The organism is Streptomyces hebeiensis (assembly GCF_052983195.1).
Map to the genome: position 1 here is coordinate 5,841,577 of NZ_CM129812.1, position 16,082 is coordinate 5,857,658.

A 16,082-nucleotide genomic window follows, 5' to 3' on the forward strand; every position below is an offset into this window, starting at 1 on the left:
CTCGATGTCTGAACTGTCCCCTGCCAAGAAGCAGCCAGACAACCTCAGTACGGCCTCGCCTCACACGCTTCTGGAAGGGCGGCTCGGGTATCGGCTCGACACCGCCCTTCTGGTGCGTGCGCTGACGCACCGCAGTTACGCGTACGAGAACGGCGGCCTGCCCACCAACGAGCGGCTGGAGTTCCTCGGGGACTCGGTGCTCGGCCTGGTGGTCACGGACACGCTGTACCGCACCCACCCGGATCTGCCCGAGGGCCAGCTCGCGAAGTTGCGGGCCGCGGTGGTCAACTCACGTGCGCTGGCGGGGGTGGGCCGGGGCCTGGAACTGGGCTCCTTCATCCGGCTCGGCCGGGGCGAGGAGGGCACGGGAGGCCGGGACAAGGCGTCCATCCTCGCCGACACACTCGAAGCGGTGATCGGCGCGGTCTACATCGACCAGGGCCTCGACGCGGCGTCCGAGCTGGTGCACCGGCTCTTCGACCCGCTGATCGAGAAGTCCTCGAACCTCGGGGCCGGCCTGGACTGGAAGACCAGTCTCCAGGAGCTGACCGCGGCGGAGGGACTCGGGGTTCCCGAGTACGTCGTCACGGAGACGGGACCGGACCACGAGAAGACCTTCACTGCTGCCGCCCGCGTCGGTGGTGTCTCGTACGGCACCGGCACCGGCCGCAGCAAGAAGGAAGCGGAACAGCAGGCGGCGGAGTCCGCGTGGCGGGCCATCCGGGCCGCGGCGGACGAGCGGGAGGCGGCGAAGGCCACGGAGGGCGCCGGTGTCGACGCCGCTGCCGGGGCCGACGGCGCACAGGCTCCCGAGGCCCCCGCCGCCACGCCGCAGCGCAGCTCCGCGGACCGGGCCGCCTCGGTCACGGCGGCGCCGGATGCGGCGGCCGCCGGCCCGGAGACCACGGACCCGGACACCACGGACCCGGACACCACGGACGCGGACACCATGTGCCCGGAGACCACGGACCCTGACACCACTGGTCCGGTCGCGGGGCCGGGTGCCACGGGCCGGCAGGCGCCCGCCTGACGGCTCCCGCGCAAGTCCTTTGTGCGCGCCCCTCGTGTCGTGGTACGGCATGAGGGGCGGGCCTTTGTCTCCCGCCGTCCGTCAAGGAGCCCGTCGTGCCCGAGCTGCCCGAGGTCGAAGTCGTCCGGCGTGGACTCGAACGCTGGGTGAGCGGCCGTACCATCGCCGCGGTCGAGGTGCTGCACCCCCGTGCGGTACGGCGGCACCTCGCGGGCGGCGCGGACTTCGCGGCCCGTCTGACCGGCCGGACCATCGGCACGGCGCGTCGACGCGGCAAATACCTCTGGCTGCCGCTCGCCGACACCGGTCTCTCGGTGCTCGGCCACCTCGGGATGAGCGGTCAGCTGCTCGTACGCCCCGAGGACGCGCCCGACGAGAAGCACCTGCGGATCCGTGTCCGGTTCACCGACACCGGGACCACCGGCACGACCGGGACCCCCGTCCTCTCCGGCTCGGTCCCCACCGAGCTCCGCTTCGTCGACCAGCGCACCTTCGGCGGGCTCTCGCTCCACGACACCACCCCCGACGGACTGCCGGACGTCATCGCGCACATCGCGCGCGACCCGCTCGACCCGGCGTTCGACGACGCCGCGTTCCACACCGCGCTACGGCTGCGCCGTACGACGGTCAAGCGCGCCCTGCTCGACCAGTCGCTGATCAGCGGCGTGGGCAACATCTACGCGGACGAGGCGCTCTGGCGTTCCCGGCTGCACTACGACCGTCCGACCCCGACCCTCACCCGGCCGCGCTCGGTGGAACTGCTCGGTCACGTACGGGACGTGATGAACGCGGCGCTGGCGGTGGGCGGCACCAGCTTCGACAGCCTGTACGTCAACGTGAACGGGGAATCCGGCTACTTCGACCGGTCGCTCGACGCGTACGGGCGCGAGGACGAGCCCTGCCGCCGGTGCGGGACGCCCATGCGGCGGCGGCCCTGGATGAACCGGTCCAGCTATTTCTGCCCGCGTTGTCAGCGCCCGCCGCGCGCCGTCGTGACCGTGCCGCCGTCCCGTTCCCGTACACCGCCGTCCCGTTCCCGCCCGGCGTCGTAACCCCGCTCCGCGGCTTCGTGGCGTTCCCGCGTGGCGTCGTAGCGCTCCCGCGCCGCCAGCACCTCGGACATCCGGCCCTCCACCAGCTCGATCAGCGCGAGGAGCTGTCCGGCGACCGCGCGGCCCAGCGGGGTCAGCGCGTAGTCCACGCGCGGCGGATTGACCGGCTTCGCGTCGCGGTGCACCAGGCCGTCCCGCTCCAGCGCGTGCAGGGTCCGGGAGAGCATCTTCTCGCTCACACCGTCCACCCGCCGCCGCAGTTCGTTGAAGCGGCAGCCGCTCTCGTACAGCGCGCCGAGCGTGAGACTGCCCCAGCGGCCCGTCGCGTGCTCCAGGGTGGCGCGCGAGGGGCAGCACCGGGAGAACACGTCGAAGACCAGGGCCTCGTCCGGGCCACGGGTCTCGCCCGGGGCGGCCACGACGGTGGGATCGTCCATATCGTCACCTTACAACTCGAAAGCGCCACCCGGATGGATGGCGCTTTCGAAAGGTGAGCGGCAGGTGAGTACGGCTCAGAAGCCGAAGTCCTGCGTCCACCACGGGCCGCCCGGCCCGTGGTGCACACCCACACCGAGCCGGGTGTAGTCGCAGTTCAGTATGTTCGCGCGGTGTCCGTCGCTGTTCATCCAGGACTCCATCACCGCGTCGGCGCTCGACTGGCCACGCGCTATGTTCTCCCCGCCCAGGCCCTTGACGCCCGCCTTGTCGGCGCGGTCCCAGGGGGTCTTCCCGTCCGGGTCCGTGTGGTCGAAGAATCCGCGTGCCGCCATGTCGTCGCTGAACTTCTGCGCCAGCCTGGCCAGGCCGGAGTCCGCCCGCAGGGGCTTGCAGCCGGCCTTGGCCCGTTCGTCGTTGACCATCGCGAGCACCGCGGCCTCGTCCGGGGCGGTGGTGTCGCCGCCGCCGGAGGAGCCGGAACCCGCGCCGGGTGCCACGGCGGAGCGGTCCTCCGTGGGCTGCTCGGACGCCGGGGCCTTGCTGTCGGAGGGCGCGGAACTCCGGGTTTGCTCGGGCTCGGAGGACGTCTCGCTCTTCTCCGGCGCCGGCTTGTCCCGCTCCGGGGCGGCGGCCGGCTTCGACTTCTGCGACGGCGTGGCGGACTGCTTCTCCGCGGCGGGCGACGAGGACTTGGCGGGGGCCTCGCCCCGCTCGGCGCTCCGGCTGGGGGAGACCGAGGCCTCGCGGGTCGGCTCGTCGGAGGAGCCGCCCTGCTGGTGGAGTTCGGGGGCGCCCTCGGTCCTGACCGGACCGCCGCCCGCGCTGCCGACGGTGTACTCGTTGCCGCCACCGGGCAGCAGCCCCGAGGCGACCGCCACGGCCCCCACGGCCATGGCCGCGGAGGCGCCGAGCAGTCCCGTGCGCACGGGGGCGGCGACCCGTCTCCTCCGGCCGGTCTCGTCCGCGCGGTCATCGGGGGCGGGCGGGGCTGCGGCGGAGCGTCGGTGGCGTCCCATCTGCTGTGTGCCTTCCTCATGCTCTCGACGACAACATGGCTCACCCGTACGAGTGAGGCTCATTGCGAGGGGACTGTACGGCATGGCGTGCGGGGGCGACGGGATCCACGGGCAATTGGCCGGTTAGTTTGCGTCCATGAATACCGGGACAGCGGAAGACGTACGGCTGACCGTGTGGGTACGCGGCCGAGTACAGGGAGTGGGTTTTCGATGGTTCACCAGGGCCAATGCCTTGTCGATCGGCGGACTCACCGGATTCGCGCTCAACCTGGACGACGGAAGGGTGCAGGTGGTCGCGGAAGGCCCGGGTGAGAATTGCCACCGTCTGCTGGACTGGCTGCGCTCCGGCGACACACCCGGGCGCGTCGACGGAGTCACTGAGATCTGGGACACCCCGCGGGGCGGATACGACGGCTTCGCGGTCCGCTGACCGATCGGCCGCCACGGCGGCCCCGCCGGACCCGGGGAATGCCGTTGTCACATGCGTGTATCCACGGTGACCTGGTGGTTGCCAAGAACGGTCGGCCGTGCAAAGCTGCCGAATTGACGACGATCTCCCCGCCCCCAGGGCCCTGTGGATGAGCCGGTGCCGCGCGCGACGCGGCTCCGCGCCCCCGGCCGCCCGGCGCCCCCGGCTGTGATCGTGTTGACCGTCAAACTTTTTGGTGAGACTCTGGAATCCCCGCGCACCTCAGCTGTTTGGCAGTAAAGAACCGCAGTGATGAACAACCCACTGCCAGGCACCGCGGGTGCGATTTCCCTCACGACCCACACCGCAATCGGTCGGTCACTCAGTGTGGAGGACCATCCATCATGGCAAAGGCGCTTCTCGGTTATGTCGGCGGTTCCGACCCGCGACTCCTCGCCGAGATGCGACGGCTCCAGCAGCGCGTCCAGGATCTCGAATCCGAACTCGTACGCATCCAGTCCGAGAACGACGCGCTGAACGCGGCCGCCGCACAGCACCCTGGAGAGTCGATGCTCAACCGCATCGACATTGACGTACACCAGGCGGAGCCTGCGCTCACCTGATCCCGGCCTCCTGCCGGGCCATCCGTCGGTCCAGGTGAGTATCAGTCTGGCGAGATATGCAAGGGACGCTTCGGCGTCCCTTCTTTCTTTCCATCTCCCGTTGTGACAAACACTGTTGGCGTCGTAAGCCCTTTCTCAACACCTGATGTGCCCAGCGCGTCCGGTGGTGAAACCGACGGGTGCGAAGCGGTGCCGGGTAGAGTCCGACGGCGTGCACCTCAAGGCCATGACCCTGCGTGGGTTCAAATCCTTCGCCTCCGCCACGACGCTGCGCTTCGAGCCCGGAATCACCTGCGTCGTCGGCCCGAACGGTTCGGGCAAGTCCAATGTGGTGGACGCGCTCTCCTGGGTCATGGGCGAGCAGGGGGCCAAATCGCTGCGCGGCGGCAAGATGGAAGACGTGATCTTCGCCGGGACGACCGGGCGGCCCCCACTCGGCCGGGCCGAGGTGTCGCTCACGATCGACAACTCCGACGGCGCTCTTCCCATCGACTACGCGGAAGTCACCATTACGCGGATCATGTTCCGCAACGGCGGCAGCGAATACCAGCTCAATGGCGACACCTGCCGGCTGCTCGACATTCAGGAACTGCTCTCCGACTCCGGCATCGGCCGCGAGATGCACGTGATCGTCGGCCAGGGGCAGCTCGATTCCGTACTGCACGCGGATCCGATGGGCCGCCGGGCATTCATCGAGGAGGCCGCGGGGGTCCTCAAGCACCGCAAGCGCAAGGAGAAGGCGCTGCGGAAGCTGGACGCCATGCAGGCCAACCTCGCCCGGGTACAGGACCTCACCGACGAACTGCGCCGTCAGCTCAAGCCCCTCGGACGGCAGGCGGCCGTCGCCCGCAGAGCCGCCGTCATCCAGGCCGACCTGCGGGACGCCCGGCTGCGGCTGCTCGCGGACGATCTGGTGCGGATGCGGGAGGCACTGCGCGCGGAGATCGCCGACGAGGCCGAGCTCAAGCGGGCGAAGGAGGACGCGGAACAGCGGCTGCGGGCCGCGCAGGCGCGGGAGTCGGCGCTGGAGGAGGAGGTGCGGCGGCTGGCTCCCCGCCTGAAGCGGGCGCAGCAGACCTGGTACGAGCTGTCCCAGCTGGCCGAGCGGGTACGGGGCACGATCTCGCTGGCGGACGAGCGGGTGCGCAGCGCGACCGCCGCGCCCGTGGAGGAGCGGCGCGGCCGCGACCCGGAGGACATGGAGCGCGAGGCGGCCCGGATCCGCGAGCAGGAGGCGGAGCTGGAAGCCGCCCTGGAGGCGGCCGAGCACGCGCGTGAGGACGCCGTCTCCTACCGCGCGGAGCTGGAGCGGGCGCTGGCCGTGGAGGAGCGCCGGCTCAAGGACACGGCCCGGGCCATCGCCGACCGCAGGGAGGGGCTGGCCCGGCTGCACGGCCAGGTCACGGCGGCGCGCGGCCGGGCGGCCTCGGCGCAGGCGGAGATCGGCCGGCTGGCGGCGGCCCGTGACGAGGCGGGGGAGCGGGCGGCCGCCGCGCGTGAGGAGTACGAACAGCTCAAGGCCGAGGTGGCGGAGCTGGACGCGGCGGACGAGGAACTCGCGCGGCGCCATGACAGCGCTCGGCAGGCGCTGGCCGAGGCGGAGACCGCGCTGACCAGGGCCCGCGAGGAGGCCACCGAGGCGGAACGGAGCCGCGCGGCGCTGGCGGCCCGCCACGAGACCCTGGCGCTCGGCCTGCGCCGCGAGGACGGCTCAGGCGCGCTGCTGGCCGCGCGGGACGGTCTCCCGGGCCTGCTCGGCCCGGCCGCCGAACTGCTGGACGTCGCCCCCGGCTACGAGGTCCCGGTGGCGGCGGCCCTGGGCACGGCGGCCGACGCGCTCGCCGCCGCGGACCCGGCCACGGCGGCGGAGGCGATCCGCCTCTTGCGCGACCAGGACGCGGGGCGGGCGGCGCTGCTGGTGGGGGAGTGGGAGGGAGCGGGCGACCGGGCCGACGAGGGGCACCGGGACCGTGCGGCGGACCCGGACGCGTCCGGCGGGGGAGCGGTCACCGGGTCCGGTACGGACGGCACGCTGCCCCGGCAGCCGGGGCAGCGCGTCCCGCTCCCCGCCCGGGCCGGCGGAACCGGAGCCGACCCCGGACCCGAACCCGGGACCTGGTCCCGGGCGGGGGTGTCTCCGGCCGGCGAGCCCGCCGCGACAGGCCTCGGGACACCCGAGGGGCGGTACGTCGGGCAGCTCGTGCGCGGGCCGGCGGCGCTGGTGCGGGCCGTGCGGTGGCTCGTACGGGACGCCGTGGTCGTCGGAACGCTCCAGGACGCCGAGGAACTGGTCGCGGACCGGCCCGAACTCGTCGCCGTCACGGCCGACGGCGACGTGCTCGGGGCGCACTTCGCGTACGGCGGGTCCGCCGGGGCACCGAGCCGGTTGGAGGTGCGCGCGGCCGTCGACGAGGCCGCCGCCGAGCTGGCGGAGCTGGCCGTGCGGTGCGAGGAACTGGACGGGGTGCGGCGCCGGGCGGCGGCGCGGCGCGAGGAGTGCGCCGTGCTCGTGGAGGAGTGGGGGGAGCGCCGCCGGGCCGCCGACCGGGAGAAGTCCGCAGTCTCCGGCCGGCTCGGCCGCCTTGCCGGCCAGGCCAGGGGCGCCGAGGGCGAGGCGGAGCGGACCACCGCGGCCGCCGCCAGGGCCGAGGAAGCCCTGGAGCGGGCCACCGCCGAGGCCGAGGAACTCGCCGAACGGCTGCGGGTCGTCGAGGAGGCCCCGGCCGAGGAGGAGCCGGACACCTCCGTACGCGACCGGCTCGCCGCCGACGGCGCCAACGCCCGCCAGACCGAGATGGAAGCGCGGCTCCAAGTCCGTACCCACGAGGAGCGCGTGAAGGGGCTCGCGGGACGGGCCGACGCACTTGACCGGGGCGCGCGCGCCGAGCGCGAAGCGCGGGCGCGCGCCGAACAGCGGCGCGCCCGGCTGCGCCACGAGGCCGAGGTCGCCCGGGCCGTGGCGGCCGGTGCGAGGCTGCTGCTCGCCCATGTGGAGGTCTCGGTCGTGCGGGCGGAGGCGGAGCGGGCCGCCGCCGAGACGGCCAGGGCCGCCCGCGAGCGCGACCTGACGGCCGAGCGTGACCAGGGCCGGGGGCTGAAGGCCGAACTGGACAAGCTCACCGACTCCGTGCACCGCGGTGAAGTCCTCGGCGCGGAGAAGCGGCTGCGCATCGAGCAGCTGGAGACGAGGGCCCTGGAGGAGCTGGGCGTGGAGCCGGCCGGGCTGATCGCGGACTACGGCCCCGACCAGCCCGTACCGCCGTCTCCGCCCGCCGCGGGCGAGCCCCCGGCCGGCGGACTTCCCGCCGGTGGGGACGGCGAGGGCAGGGACGGCGCCGACGGCGAGGGGCCGGGCCCGACGCCGAAGCCCTTCGTCCGGGCCGAACAGGAGAAGCGGCTCAGGGCCGCCGAACGGGCGTACCAGCAGCTCGGAAAGGTCAATCCGCTCGCCCTGGAGGAGTTCGCGGCGCTGGAGGAGCGGCACCAGTTCCTCTCCGAGCAGCTGGCGGACCTGAAGAAGACCCGGGCCGACCTGCTCCAGGTCGTCAAGGAGGTCGACGAGCGCGTCGAGCAGGTGTTCACCGAGGCGTACCGGGACACCGCCGAGCAGTTCGAGGGGGTCTTCTCCCGGCTCTTCCCCGGCGGCGAGGGACGGCTGATCCTCACCGACCCCGAGCACATGCTGACCACCGGTGTGGAGGTCGAGGCCCGGCCGCCGGGCAAGAAGGTCAAGCGGCTGTCGCTGCTCTCCGGCGGCGAGCGGTCGCTGACGGCCGTCGCGCTGCTGGTGTCGATCTTCAAGGCGAGGCCGAGCCCGTTCTACGTGATGGACGAGGTCGAGGCGGCGCTCGACGACACCAATCTGCAGCGGCTGATCCGCATCATGCAGGAGCTCCAGGAGAGCTCCCAGCTGATCGTGATCACGCATCAGAAACGCACGATGGAGGTCGCGGACGCCCTCTACGGGGTGTCCATGCAGGGGGACGGGGTATCCAAGGTCATCAGCCAAAGGCTCCGCTGACCCCCGGGAGGGAGTTCTCGTGTCCCAAGCGCAGGCACCGTCGCCCGGAGGGCGGACGGCGCATCCGGAACACATCGGTCATGTCATCTTCATCACCGCGTCCGCCGCCATGGGCGGCTTCCTCTTCGGCTACGACAGCTCGGTGATCAACGGCGCGGTGGAGGCCATCCGGGACCGGTACGACATCGGATCGGCGGCCCTCGCCCAGGTCATCGCCATCGCGCTGATCGGCTGCGCGATCGGCGCCGCCACGGCGGGCCGGATCGCCGACCGCATCGGCCGGATCCGCTGCATGCAGATCGCGGCCGTCCTGTTCACCATCAGCGCCGTCGGCTCCGCCCTGCCGTTCGACATCTACGACCTGGCGGCCTGGCGGATCGTCGGCGGCTTCGCGATCGGCATGGCCTCGGTGATCGGACCGGCCTACATCGCGGAGGTCTCCCCGGCGGCGTACCGCGGTCGGCTCGGCTCCTTCCAGCAGGCGGCCATCGTCGTCGGCATCGCGGTCTCACAGCTGGTGAACTACGGCATCCTCCAGCTCGCCGACGGCGACCAGCGCGGCAAGCTGCTGGGGCTGGAGGCGTGGCAGTGGATGCTCGGGGTGATGGTCGTCCCGGCCGTGCTGTACGGGCTGCTCTCCTTCGCCATCCCCGAGTCGCCGCGCTTCCTGATCTCCGTCGGGCGGCGGGAGCGGGCCAAGGCGGTGCTGGCGGACGTCGAGAGCAAGGACGTCGACCTCGACGCCCGGATCGCGGAGATCGAGCACGCCATGCGCCGGGAGCACAAGTCGAGCTTCAAGGACCTTCTCGGCGGGCGCTTCGCCTTCCTGCCCATCGTCTGGGTCGGCATCGGGCTCTCGGTCTTCCAGCAGCTGGTCGGCATCAACGTCGCCTTCTACTACTCGGCGACGCTCTGGCAGTCGGTCGGCATCGACCCGTCCAGCTCGTTCTTCTACTCCTTCACGACCTCGATCGTGAACATCATCGGCACCGTGATCGCGATGGTCCTGGTGGACCGGGTCGGCCGCAAGCCGCTCGCGCTCGTGGGATCCAGCGGTATGGCGATCGCGCTGGCCTTCGAGGCGTGGGCGTTCTCCGCGAAGCTCGTGGACGGCAAGCTGCCCGGCACCGAGGGCACCGTGGCGCTGATCGCCGCCCATGTCTTCGTGCTGTTCTTCGCGCTCTCCTGGGGCGTCGTCGTCTGGGTCTTCCTCGGCGAGATGTTCCCCAACCGGATCCGCGCGGCGGCGCTCGGGGTCGCGGCCTCCGCCCAGTGGATCGCCAACTGGGCGATCACGGCGAGCTTCCCGAGCCTGGCCGACTGGAACCTCTCGGGCACGTACGTGATCTACACCTTCTTCGCGCTGCTCTCCATCCCGTTCGTGGTGTTCTTCGTGCGGGAGACGAAGGGCAAGACGCTGGAGGAGATGGGCTGACGGCGGGCCTCGCCCGGCGGGCCTCCCGGCGTCGTGGGCGGGAGCGCCGGGGTTCCCGGTGCCTCCGTCGCCCTCTTCCGTGCCGCCGGTGTGTCCGGTGCTCCCGTCGCCGTCGCCGTCGCCGTCGGCGCTCCGGGCTTCGCCGTCGTCCGCTCACGCGGCAGCACGGCGTACAGCACCGCCGCGACCAGCGTGGTCGCCACCCAGCCCAGGTTGTTCCGGCCGGGCCAGGTCCCGGCGAACGGCCCCGCGAACCACTCGACGCGGGTGAAGAGCAGGCCCACCACCAGTGCCGTGGCCCAGGCGGCCAGGGCGGAGCGGGCGAACCCGCCCCGGTACCAGTACGCGCTGGTGCGCGTGGTGTCCATCAGCGCGGGCCCGTCATAGGCGGCCCGGCGCAGCATGTCCACCCCGAACACGCCGATCCACGCCGAGAACGCCACCGCGAGCAGGGTGAGGAAGGAGATGAAGGAGCCGATGAAGCTGGTGGCCACCACCATCAGCAGGAAGCCGAGAACCAGGCTGATCACCGCGTTGACGCTGACGGCCCAGGCGCGCGGCAGCCTGATCCCCAGCGTCTGCGCGGTGAAGCCCGCGGAGTACATCGACATCGAGTTGATCAGCACCATGCCGATCAGGGCGATCAGCAGGTACGGCACCGAGAGCCAGGCGGGCAGCAGCTTCCCGATGAACGACACCGGGTCGCCCGCCCCGGCCAGGTCCGGAGTACCGACCGCCATCACCGCGCCCATCAGCACCATCGGCAGCACCACGATGCCGGCGCCGGCCACCGTCGTGCCCGTCATCGCCCGGCCGGACGCGGAACGCGGCAGGTAGCGGGTGAAGTCGGGGGCCGAGGGGACCCAGCTGATGCCGCCCGCCGCGACGGTGCCGATCCCCGCGATCATCATCGCCGTGGATCCGGCGGGTTCGCCGAGGACGGCCGCCCAGTCGGTCTCGGCGACCAGATACACCAGCACGAGCACACTGAACGCGCCGAACAGGTACGTCGACCAGGTGCCGCACCGGCGCAGCGCGGTGATGCCGAGACCGGACACCGCGAACGTCGCGGCCACGAAGAGCACCAGTGTCAGCACGATCAGCGGCGTGCTCCGCCGGACGCCGAAGAGCAGGTCGAGGACCGTCAGGACGGCGTACGCCCCGGTGACGGCGTTGATGGTCTCCCAGCCCCAGCGGGCCACCCAGATCAGGGTGCCGGGGAAGAGGTTCCCGCGCTGTCCGAACACCGCCCGCGACAGCGCCATGCCGGGGGAGCCGCCGCGCTTGCCGGCCACGGAGACCAGCCCCACCAGGCCGTACGAGACGACGGGCGCCGCCACGGCGACGACGAGGACCTGCCAGAAGTTCAGCCCGTTGAAGACGACCAGACCGGCGCCCATGGTGAGCAGCAGCACGCTGATGTTGGCCGCGACCCAGGTGGGGAAGAGCTGCCGGACGCGGCCGGTGCGCTCGGAGTCGGGGACGGGCTCGAGGCCGCGGGTCTCGACCGGGCCCCGCGAGGGGGCACCCGCGGGCGTCGCGCCTTCGGAAGCGGAAGCGGCGGCGCGAGCGGAGTCGTGGGGCATGGACAGGCTCCGAAACAGAGGTGGGGGCTCCGGGGAGCGGCGGTGCTCCGCGACGACGGCCCGGGCGGACCCGGACCGTCCAGCATCGTACGAACGCCGCAAAAGGACCAAATCGCGGCCCGAAACCGCCCGGTACTCTGTGCGATCCTCCAATTCCGGGTCCCGCCGGGGCCGTGGCCGATACTGGGGAGCGTTATGGAACTCGTCATCCTTGTTGTAGTCATCGCCCTGGTCGCGGTCGGCGCGATCAGCGGTCTCGTGGTCGGCAGCCGCAAGAAGAAGAAGCTGCCGCCCTCGGCGCCGTCGAGCACGCCGACCATCACAGCCCCGCCCGCCGAACCCCATGTCGGTGACGAGGCGGAGACGCCGCGCGACGAACCGCGGCGCACCATCGAAGAGGTCGGTCTGCCGGACGCCGCCGAGGCCACCGGCACGCCCGTCGCGGTCGAGGATCCGGTGGTGGCCGAGCCGGCCCCGCCGGTCATCGAGATCCCCGAACCGACCGCGGGCCGGCTGGTCCGGCTGCGCGCGCGGCTGGCCCGCTCGCAGAACTCCCTCGGCAAGGGACTCCTCACCCTGCTCTCCCGGGAGCACCTGGACGAGGAGACCTGGGAGGAGATCGAGGACACGCTGCTGACCGCGGACGTCGGTGTCACGCCCACCCAGGAACTGGTCGAGCGGCTGCGCGAGCGGGTACGCGTGCTCGGCACCCGTACCCCCGAGGAACTGCGCGCCCTGCTGCGCGAGGAACTGGTCACGCTCCTCGGCACCGACTTCGACCGTGCCGTGCGGACCGAGAGCACCACCGACACTCCGGCCGTGGTGATGGTCGTCGGGGTCAATGGCACCGGCAAGACCACCACGACCGGAAAGCTGGCCCGGGTCCTGGTGGCGGACGGCCGCTCCGTGGTGCTGGGCGCGGCGGACACGTTCCGCGCGGCGGCCGCGGACCAGCTCCAGACGTGGGGCGAACGCGTGGGGGCCCGTACGGTGCGCGGTCCCGAGGGCGGCGACCCGGCGTCCATCGCCTTCGACGCGGTCAAGGAGGGCATCGCGGAGAGCGCGGACGTCGTCCTGATCGACACGGCGGGACGGCTGCACACCAAGACCGGCCTGATGGACGAGCTGGGCAAGGTCAAGCGGGTGGTGGAGAAGCACGGCCCGCTGGACGAGGTCCTGCTGGTCCTGGACGCCACCACCGGGCAGAACGGCCTGGTGCAGGCGCGTGTCTTCGCCGAGGTCGTGGACATCACGGGCATCGTCCTGACCAAGCTGGACGGTACGGCGAAGGGCGGCATCGTGGTGGCGGTGCAGCGCGAGCTGGGCGTGCCGGTGAAGCTGGTGGGTCTGGGCGAGGGCGCGGACGATCTGGCGCCGTTCGAGCCGGGTGCGTTCGTGGACGCGCTGCTGGGTGAGTAGGGCCTCGGGGCCGGTCCGCGCCCGTCCGCGCCGGTTTTGTGGGGGCGCCGGTCCGGGCCGGTCCGGCCGGTTCGTGTTGACCTCCGTCCGTGCGCCGCGGCGGGCCGGCGGGCGGAGTCCGGTGGCCGGGGTGTCCCAGCCACCCCGCCCGACGGGGGTTCGTACCGCCGGTTCGCCGGGCCGACGGGGCGGCCCTCCGGGCATGTCGTCGGGCAGGGTCGTCAGCGCGGCTCGCAGGCCGTCCGCGCGCCTGGCACCCGGTGACACAAATATGCCAGCGTTCCCAGCAGCAACCGCGCGGGCGGCGGATCCGCCGATTCCAGGGACGGCGGACGCAGCCAGCGCACCGGGCCCAGGCCCCCCAGGTCCGAGGGCGGGGCCGTGATGTGGGCGCCGGGCCCCAGGGCGTGGAGGTCCAGGTCGGCGTCGTCCCAGCCCATCCGGTAGAGCAGGGCCGGCATCTCGTCGGCCGCCCCCGGCGCCACGAAGAACTGCGCGCGGCCCGTCGGGGTCACGGCGACCGGTCCCAGCGGCAGGCCCATGCGCTCCAGGCGGACCAGTGCCCGGCTGCCGGCCGGCTCCGCGACGTCCAGGACGTCGAAGCCCCGTCCCACCGGCAGCAGCACCGCCGCGCCCGGCATCCGCGACCACGCCGCCGTGGCGTCGTCCAGCGCCGCCCCGGCCGGTACGCGCAGGCCCACGGCCAGCGGATGGGCACCCGGTGCCGCGCAGTCGGCCGCGCCGCAGGAACACCGTCCGCCCGCGACTCGTGCGCCGGGGACGACGTCCCAGCCCCAGAGCCCCGTGTACTCGGCAACCGCGGTGCACTCAGTGGTGCGCACGCGGCGGCGCGCGCCGGTCCGTAGCTCGCGCATGCCGCCGATCGTGAAGCCCATACCCCCTCCAACGGGTCGAACTCGCCGGTGGTTACGTATCGCAGTGTCCCCGTGACCGTCCGTCGCTTCCGAGGGTGGGCTCGACGGTGTGTGGAAGCATTCGGGGTCGCGCGACTCGGCGCGTGCGCTCCGGCGCGCAACGCCCTCCCCACCTCGTGCTGTCGCGTGTCAAGTGAATCGCGCCCGGGTGCGAGGGGGTTGAGGTGGAGGGGTGGCGAATGGTGGCGATTGCGAAATCGACCTCGCTGGAGGGGTGATCGTAGGATTACTTTGAGTGCGCGAATCCCGGGGTAGGGCACACTCGCGGGTATGCCAAGGGCAACTCGGTTTCCCGTTCGAAGGGGTGGGATCCTCGACGTGGCGGGCCGGAAGGCCAGCAGGCCCGGCATCCTGATGGCGGTTCGCGACAGGGCATCGGCGAATGGGGGCGTGTGGCGTGGGTGGCAGTGACGCGGGCGGTAGGACTACCGGCAGGCGTCCGAACGGGCAACTCGGCTCGTGGTTCTTACGCAGCGGTTGGTCCAAGGGCGAGCTGGCCCGTCAGGTCAACCGCAGGGCGCGCCGGATCGGCGCGCACCACATCAGCACCGACACCTCGCGCGTGCGCCGCTGGCTCGACGGCGAGCAGCCGCGCGAACCGATTCCCCGCATCCTGTCCGAGCTGTTCTCCGAACGCTTCGGATCCGTCGTCACCGTCGAGGACCTCGGGCTGCGCGCCGCCCCGCAGGCCCCCGCCGTCTCCGGTGTCGACCTGCCCTGGGCCGGCCCCCAGACCGTCTCCCTGATCAGTGACTTCTCCCGCAGCGACCTGATGCTCGGGCGGCGTGGCTTCCTCGGCTCCTCACTGGCCCTGGCCGCCGGGCCCGCGCTGGTCGAGCCGATGCAGCGCTGGCTCGTGCCCACCCCGGCCGGCGACCGCCCCAAGGCCGCCCCGGAGCCGGTCACCGGGCTGTCCGTGCCGGAGCTGGAGCTGCTGGAGTCCACCACCGCGATGTTCCGCACCTGGGACGCGCAGTGCGGCGGCGGGCTGCGCCGCAAGGCGGTCGTGGGCCAGCTCCACGAGGTCACCGACCTGCTCCAGGAGCCCCACCCCGAGGCCACCACCAGACGGCTCTTCCGGTGCGCGGCCGAACTGGCCGAGCTGGCCGGGTGGATGAGCTACGACATCGGCCTCCAGCCGGGCGCCCAGAAGTACTTCGTGCTCGCCCTGCACGCCGCCAAGGAGGCCGGGGACCGGCCGCTCGGCTCGTACGTCCTCTCCTCCATGAGCCGCCAGATGATCCACCTGGGCCGGCCCGACGACGCGCTCGAGCTGATCCACCTCGCGCAGTACGGCAGCCGGGACTGCGCCACCCCCAGGACCCAGGCCATGCTGTATGCGATGGAGGCCCGCGCCTACGCCAACATGGGACAGCCCGGCAAGTGCAAACGGGCCGTGCGGATGGCCGAGGACACCTTCTCCGACATCGGTCTGGAGGGCGGGCCCGAACCCGACTGGATCCGCTTCTTCTCCGAGGCCGAGCTCAACGGGGAGAACGCCCACTCCTACCGGGACCTGGCCTATGTCGCGGGCCGCAGCCCCACCTACGCCTCCCTCGCCGAGCCCGCGATGCGCCGCGCCGTGGAACTGTTCGCCGAGGACGAGGAACACCAGCGGTCGTATGCGCTCAACCTGATCGGCCTGGCCACCGTCCACCTGCTGAAGAAGGAGCCGGAGGAGGCCACGGCCCTGGCGCAGAAGGCCTTGGAAGTGGCCCAGCGGGTGCGCTCAGAGCGGGTCAACACCCGGCTCCGCAAGACCGTGGACACCGCGGCCAGGGAGTTCGCCGACGTCGGCGAGATCATCGACCTCACGGACCTGCTCACCGCCCAGCTGCCCGAGTCGGCCGAGGCCGTCTAGTGCCGCGACGGGGCAAACGTTGCCGGGAGGGGCACTAGCGGCCGGGGGAGCGGCTCCACGCGCACCCGGGCCCGCTCCCGCGGACCCGCCCGTACCGGCCCGCGCGGACCCGCGGACCCGCGGGCCCGTCGGCGTCCGTCCGCCCGGCCCCGCGGCCCCCGGAGACCCCGGCCGCGACCGCACCCCGTACAGCCCGACACGGCTCCCCCGCCGCACGGACAGCAGGGTGACGGTCGCGGCCGGTTCCGCGGCGCCGC

At 72.5% G+C, this 16,082-nt stretch carries 11 protein-coding genes and 1 pseudogene; 8 read left to right on the forward strand and 4 right to left on the reverse strand.

The window, feature by feature from the left end; all coding sequences use genetic code 11:
• Positions 1–4: 4 nt before the first annotated feature.
• Together rnc and mutM are read left to right on the forward strand one after the other, a co-directional pair.
• Positions 5–752, forward strand: a pseudogene (gene rnc, locus ACU6P3_RS25105) (ribonuclease III); the annotation flags it as partial.
• Between the two features lie 373 nt (positions 753–1,125).
• On the forward strand, positions 1,126–2,082 hold the full coding sequence (gene mutM, locus ACU6P3_RS25110; RefSeq protein WP_447194218.1) for a bifunctional DNA-formamidopyrimidine glycosylase/DNA-(apurinic or apyrimidinic site) lyase: 957 nt from the start codon (positions 1,126–1,128) through the stop codon (positions 2,080–2,082).
• On the opposite strand, the gene ACU6P3_RS25115 is transcribed toward mutM, so the two are convergent.
• A complete protein-coding gene (locus ACU6P3_RS25115; RefSeq protein WP_447194219.1) occupies positions 2,001–2,519 on the reverse strand; it encodes a winged helix-turn-helix transcriptional regulator in 519 nt (172 codons plus the stop codon). The genes mutM and ACU6P3_RS25115 overlap by 82 nt on opposite strands.
• 75 nt (positions 2,520–2,594) lie before the next feature.
• On the reverse strand, positions 2,595–3,536 hold the full coding sequence (locus ACU6P3_RS25120) for a CAP domain-containing protein (protein WP_447194220.1): 942 nt from the start codon (positions 3,534–3,536) through the stop codon (positions 2,595–2,597).
• A 136-nt stretch (positions 3,537–3,672) separates the two neighbouring features.
• Here ACU6P3_RS25120 and ACU6P3_RS25125 point away from each other — a divergent pair, with 136 nt between their 5' ends.
• The 4 genes from ACU6P3_RS25125 to ACU6P3_RS25140 all read left to right on the forward strand — a co-directional run bounded on the left by ACU6P3_RS25125 (position 3,673) and on the right by ACU6P3_RS25140 (position 10,024).
• Positions 3,673–3,966 carry an acylphosphatase gene (locus tag ACU6P3_RS25125; protein WP_447194221.1) on the forward strand — a complete coding sequence of 98 codons (294 nt, stop codon included), beginning with the start codon at positions 3,673–3,675 and terminating at the stop codon, positions 3,964–3,966.
• Between the two features lie 383 nt (positions 3,967–4,349).
• Positions 4,350–4,568 (forward strand): hypothetical protein, encoded by a 219-nt coding sequence (locus ACU6P3_RS25130; RefSeq protein WP_030753539.1) that lies wholly within the window; start codon positions 4,350–4,352, stop codon positions 4,566–4,568.
• A 211-nt stretch (positions 4,569–4,779) separates the two neighbouring features.
• On the forward strand, positions 4,780–8,589 hold the full coding sequence (locus ACU6P3_RS25135; RefSeq protein WP_447194222.1) for a chromosome segregation SMC family protein: 3,810 nt from the start codon (positions 4,780–4,782) through the stop codon (positions 8,587–8,589).
• A gap of 19 nt (positions 8,590–8,608) precedes the next feature.
• Positions 8,609–10,024, forward strand: coding sequence for a sugar porter family MFS transporter (locus tag ACU6P3_RS25140; RefSeq protein ID WP_344271210.1), 1,416 nt, complete (start codon positions 8,609–8,611; stop codon positions 10,022–10,024).
• Here ACU6P3_RS25140 and ACU6P3_RS25145 read toward each other — a convergent pair.
• Positions 9,937–11,610: a purine-cytosine permease family protein gene (locus tag ACU6P3_RS25145; protein WP_447194223.1), complete on the reverse strand. Its 1,674-nt coding sequence runs from the start codon at positions 11,608–11,610 to the stop codon at positions 9,937–9,939. The two genes, ACU6P3_RS25140 and ACU6P3_RS25145, sit on opposite strands and share 88 nt — an antisense overlap.
• Before the next feature lie 195 nt (positions 11,611–11,805).
• On the opposite strand from ACU6P3_RS25145, the gene ftsY reads away from it, so the two are divergent.
• Positions 11,806–13,029, forward strand: a complete 1,224-nt coding sequence (ftsY, locus tag ACU6P3_RS25150) for a signal recognition particle-docking protein FtsY (RefSeq protein ID WP_030753552.1) — start codon at positions 11,806–11,808, stop codon at positions 13,027–13,029.
• A gap of 221 nt (positions 13,030–13,250) precedes the next feature.
• Here the strand turns inward: ftsY and ACU6P3_RS25155 are convergent, their stop codons facing one another.
• Positions 13,251–13,925: a bifunctional DNA primase/polymerase gene (locus ACU6P3_RS25155; protein WP_447194224.1), complete on the reverse strand. Its 675-nt coding sequence runs from the start codon at positions 13,923–13,925 to the stop codon at positions 13,251–13,253.
• A gap of 436 nt (positions 13,926–14,361) precedes the next feature.
• Between ACU6P3_RS25155 and nsdA the strand changes: the two genes are divergently transcribed.
• Complete coding sequence (gene nsdA / locus ACU6P3_RS25160; protein WP_447194225.1) at positions 14,362–15,825, forward strand: transcriptional repressor NsdA; 1,464 nt, start codon at positions 14,362–14,364, stop codon at positions 15,823–15,825.
• Positions 15,826–16,082: the final 257 nt, after the last annotated feature.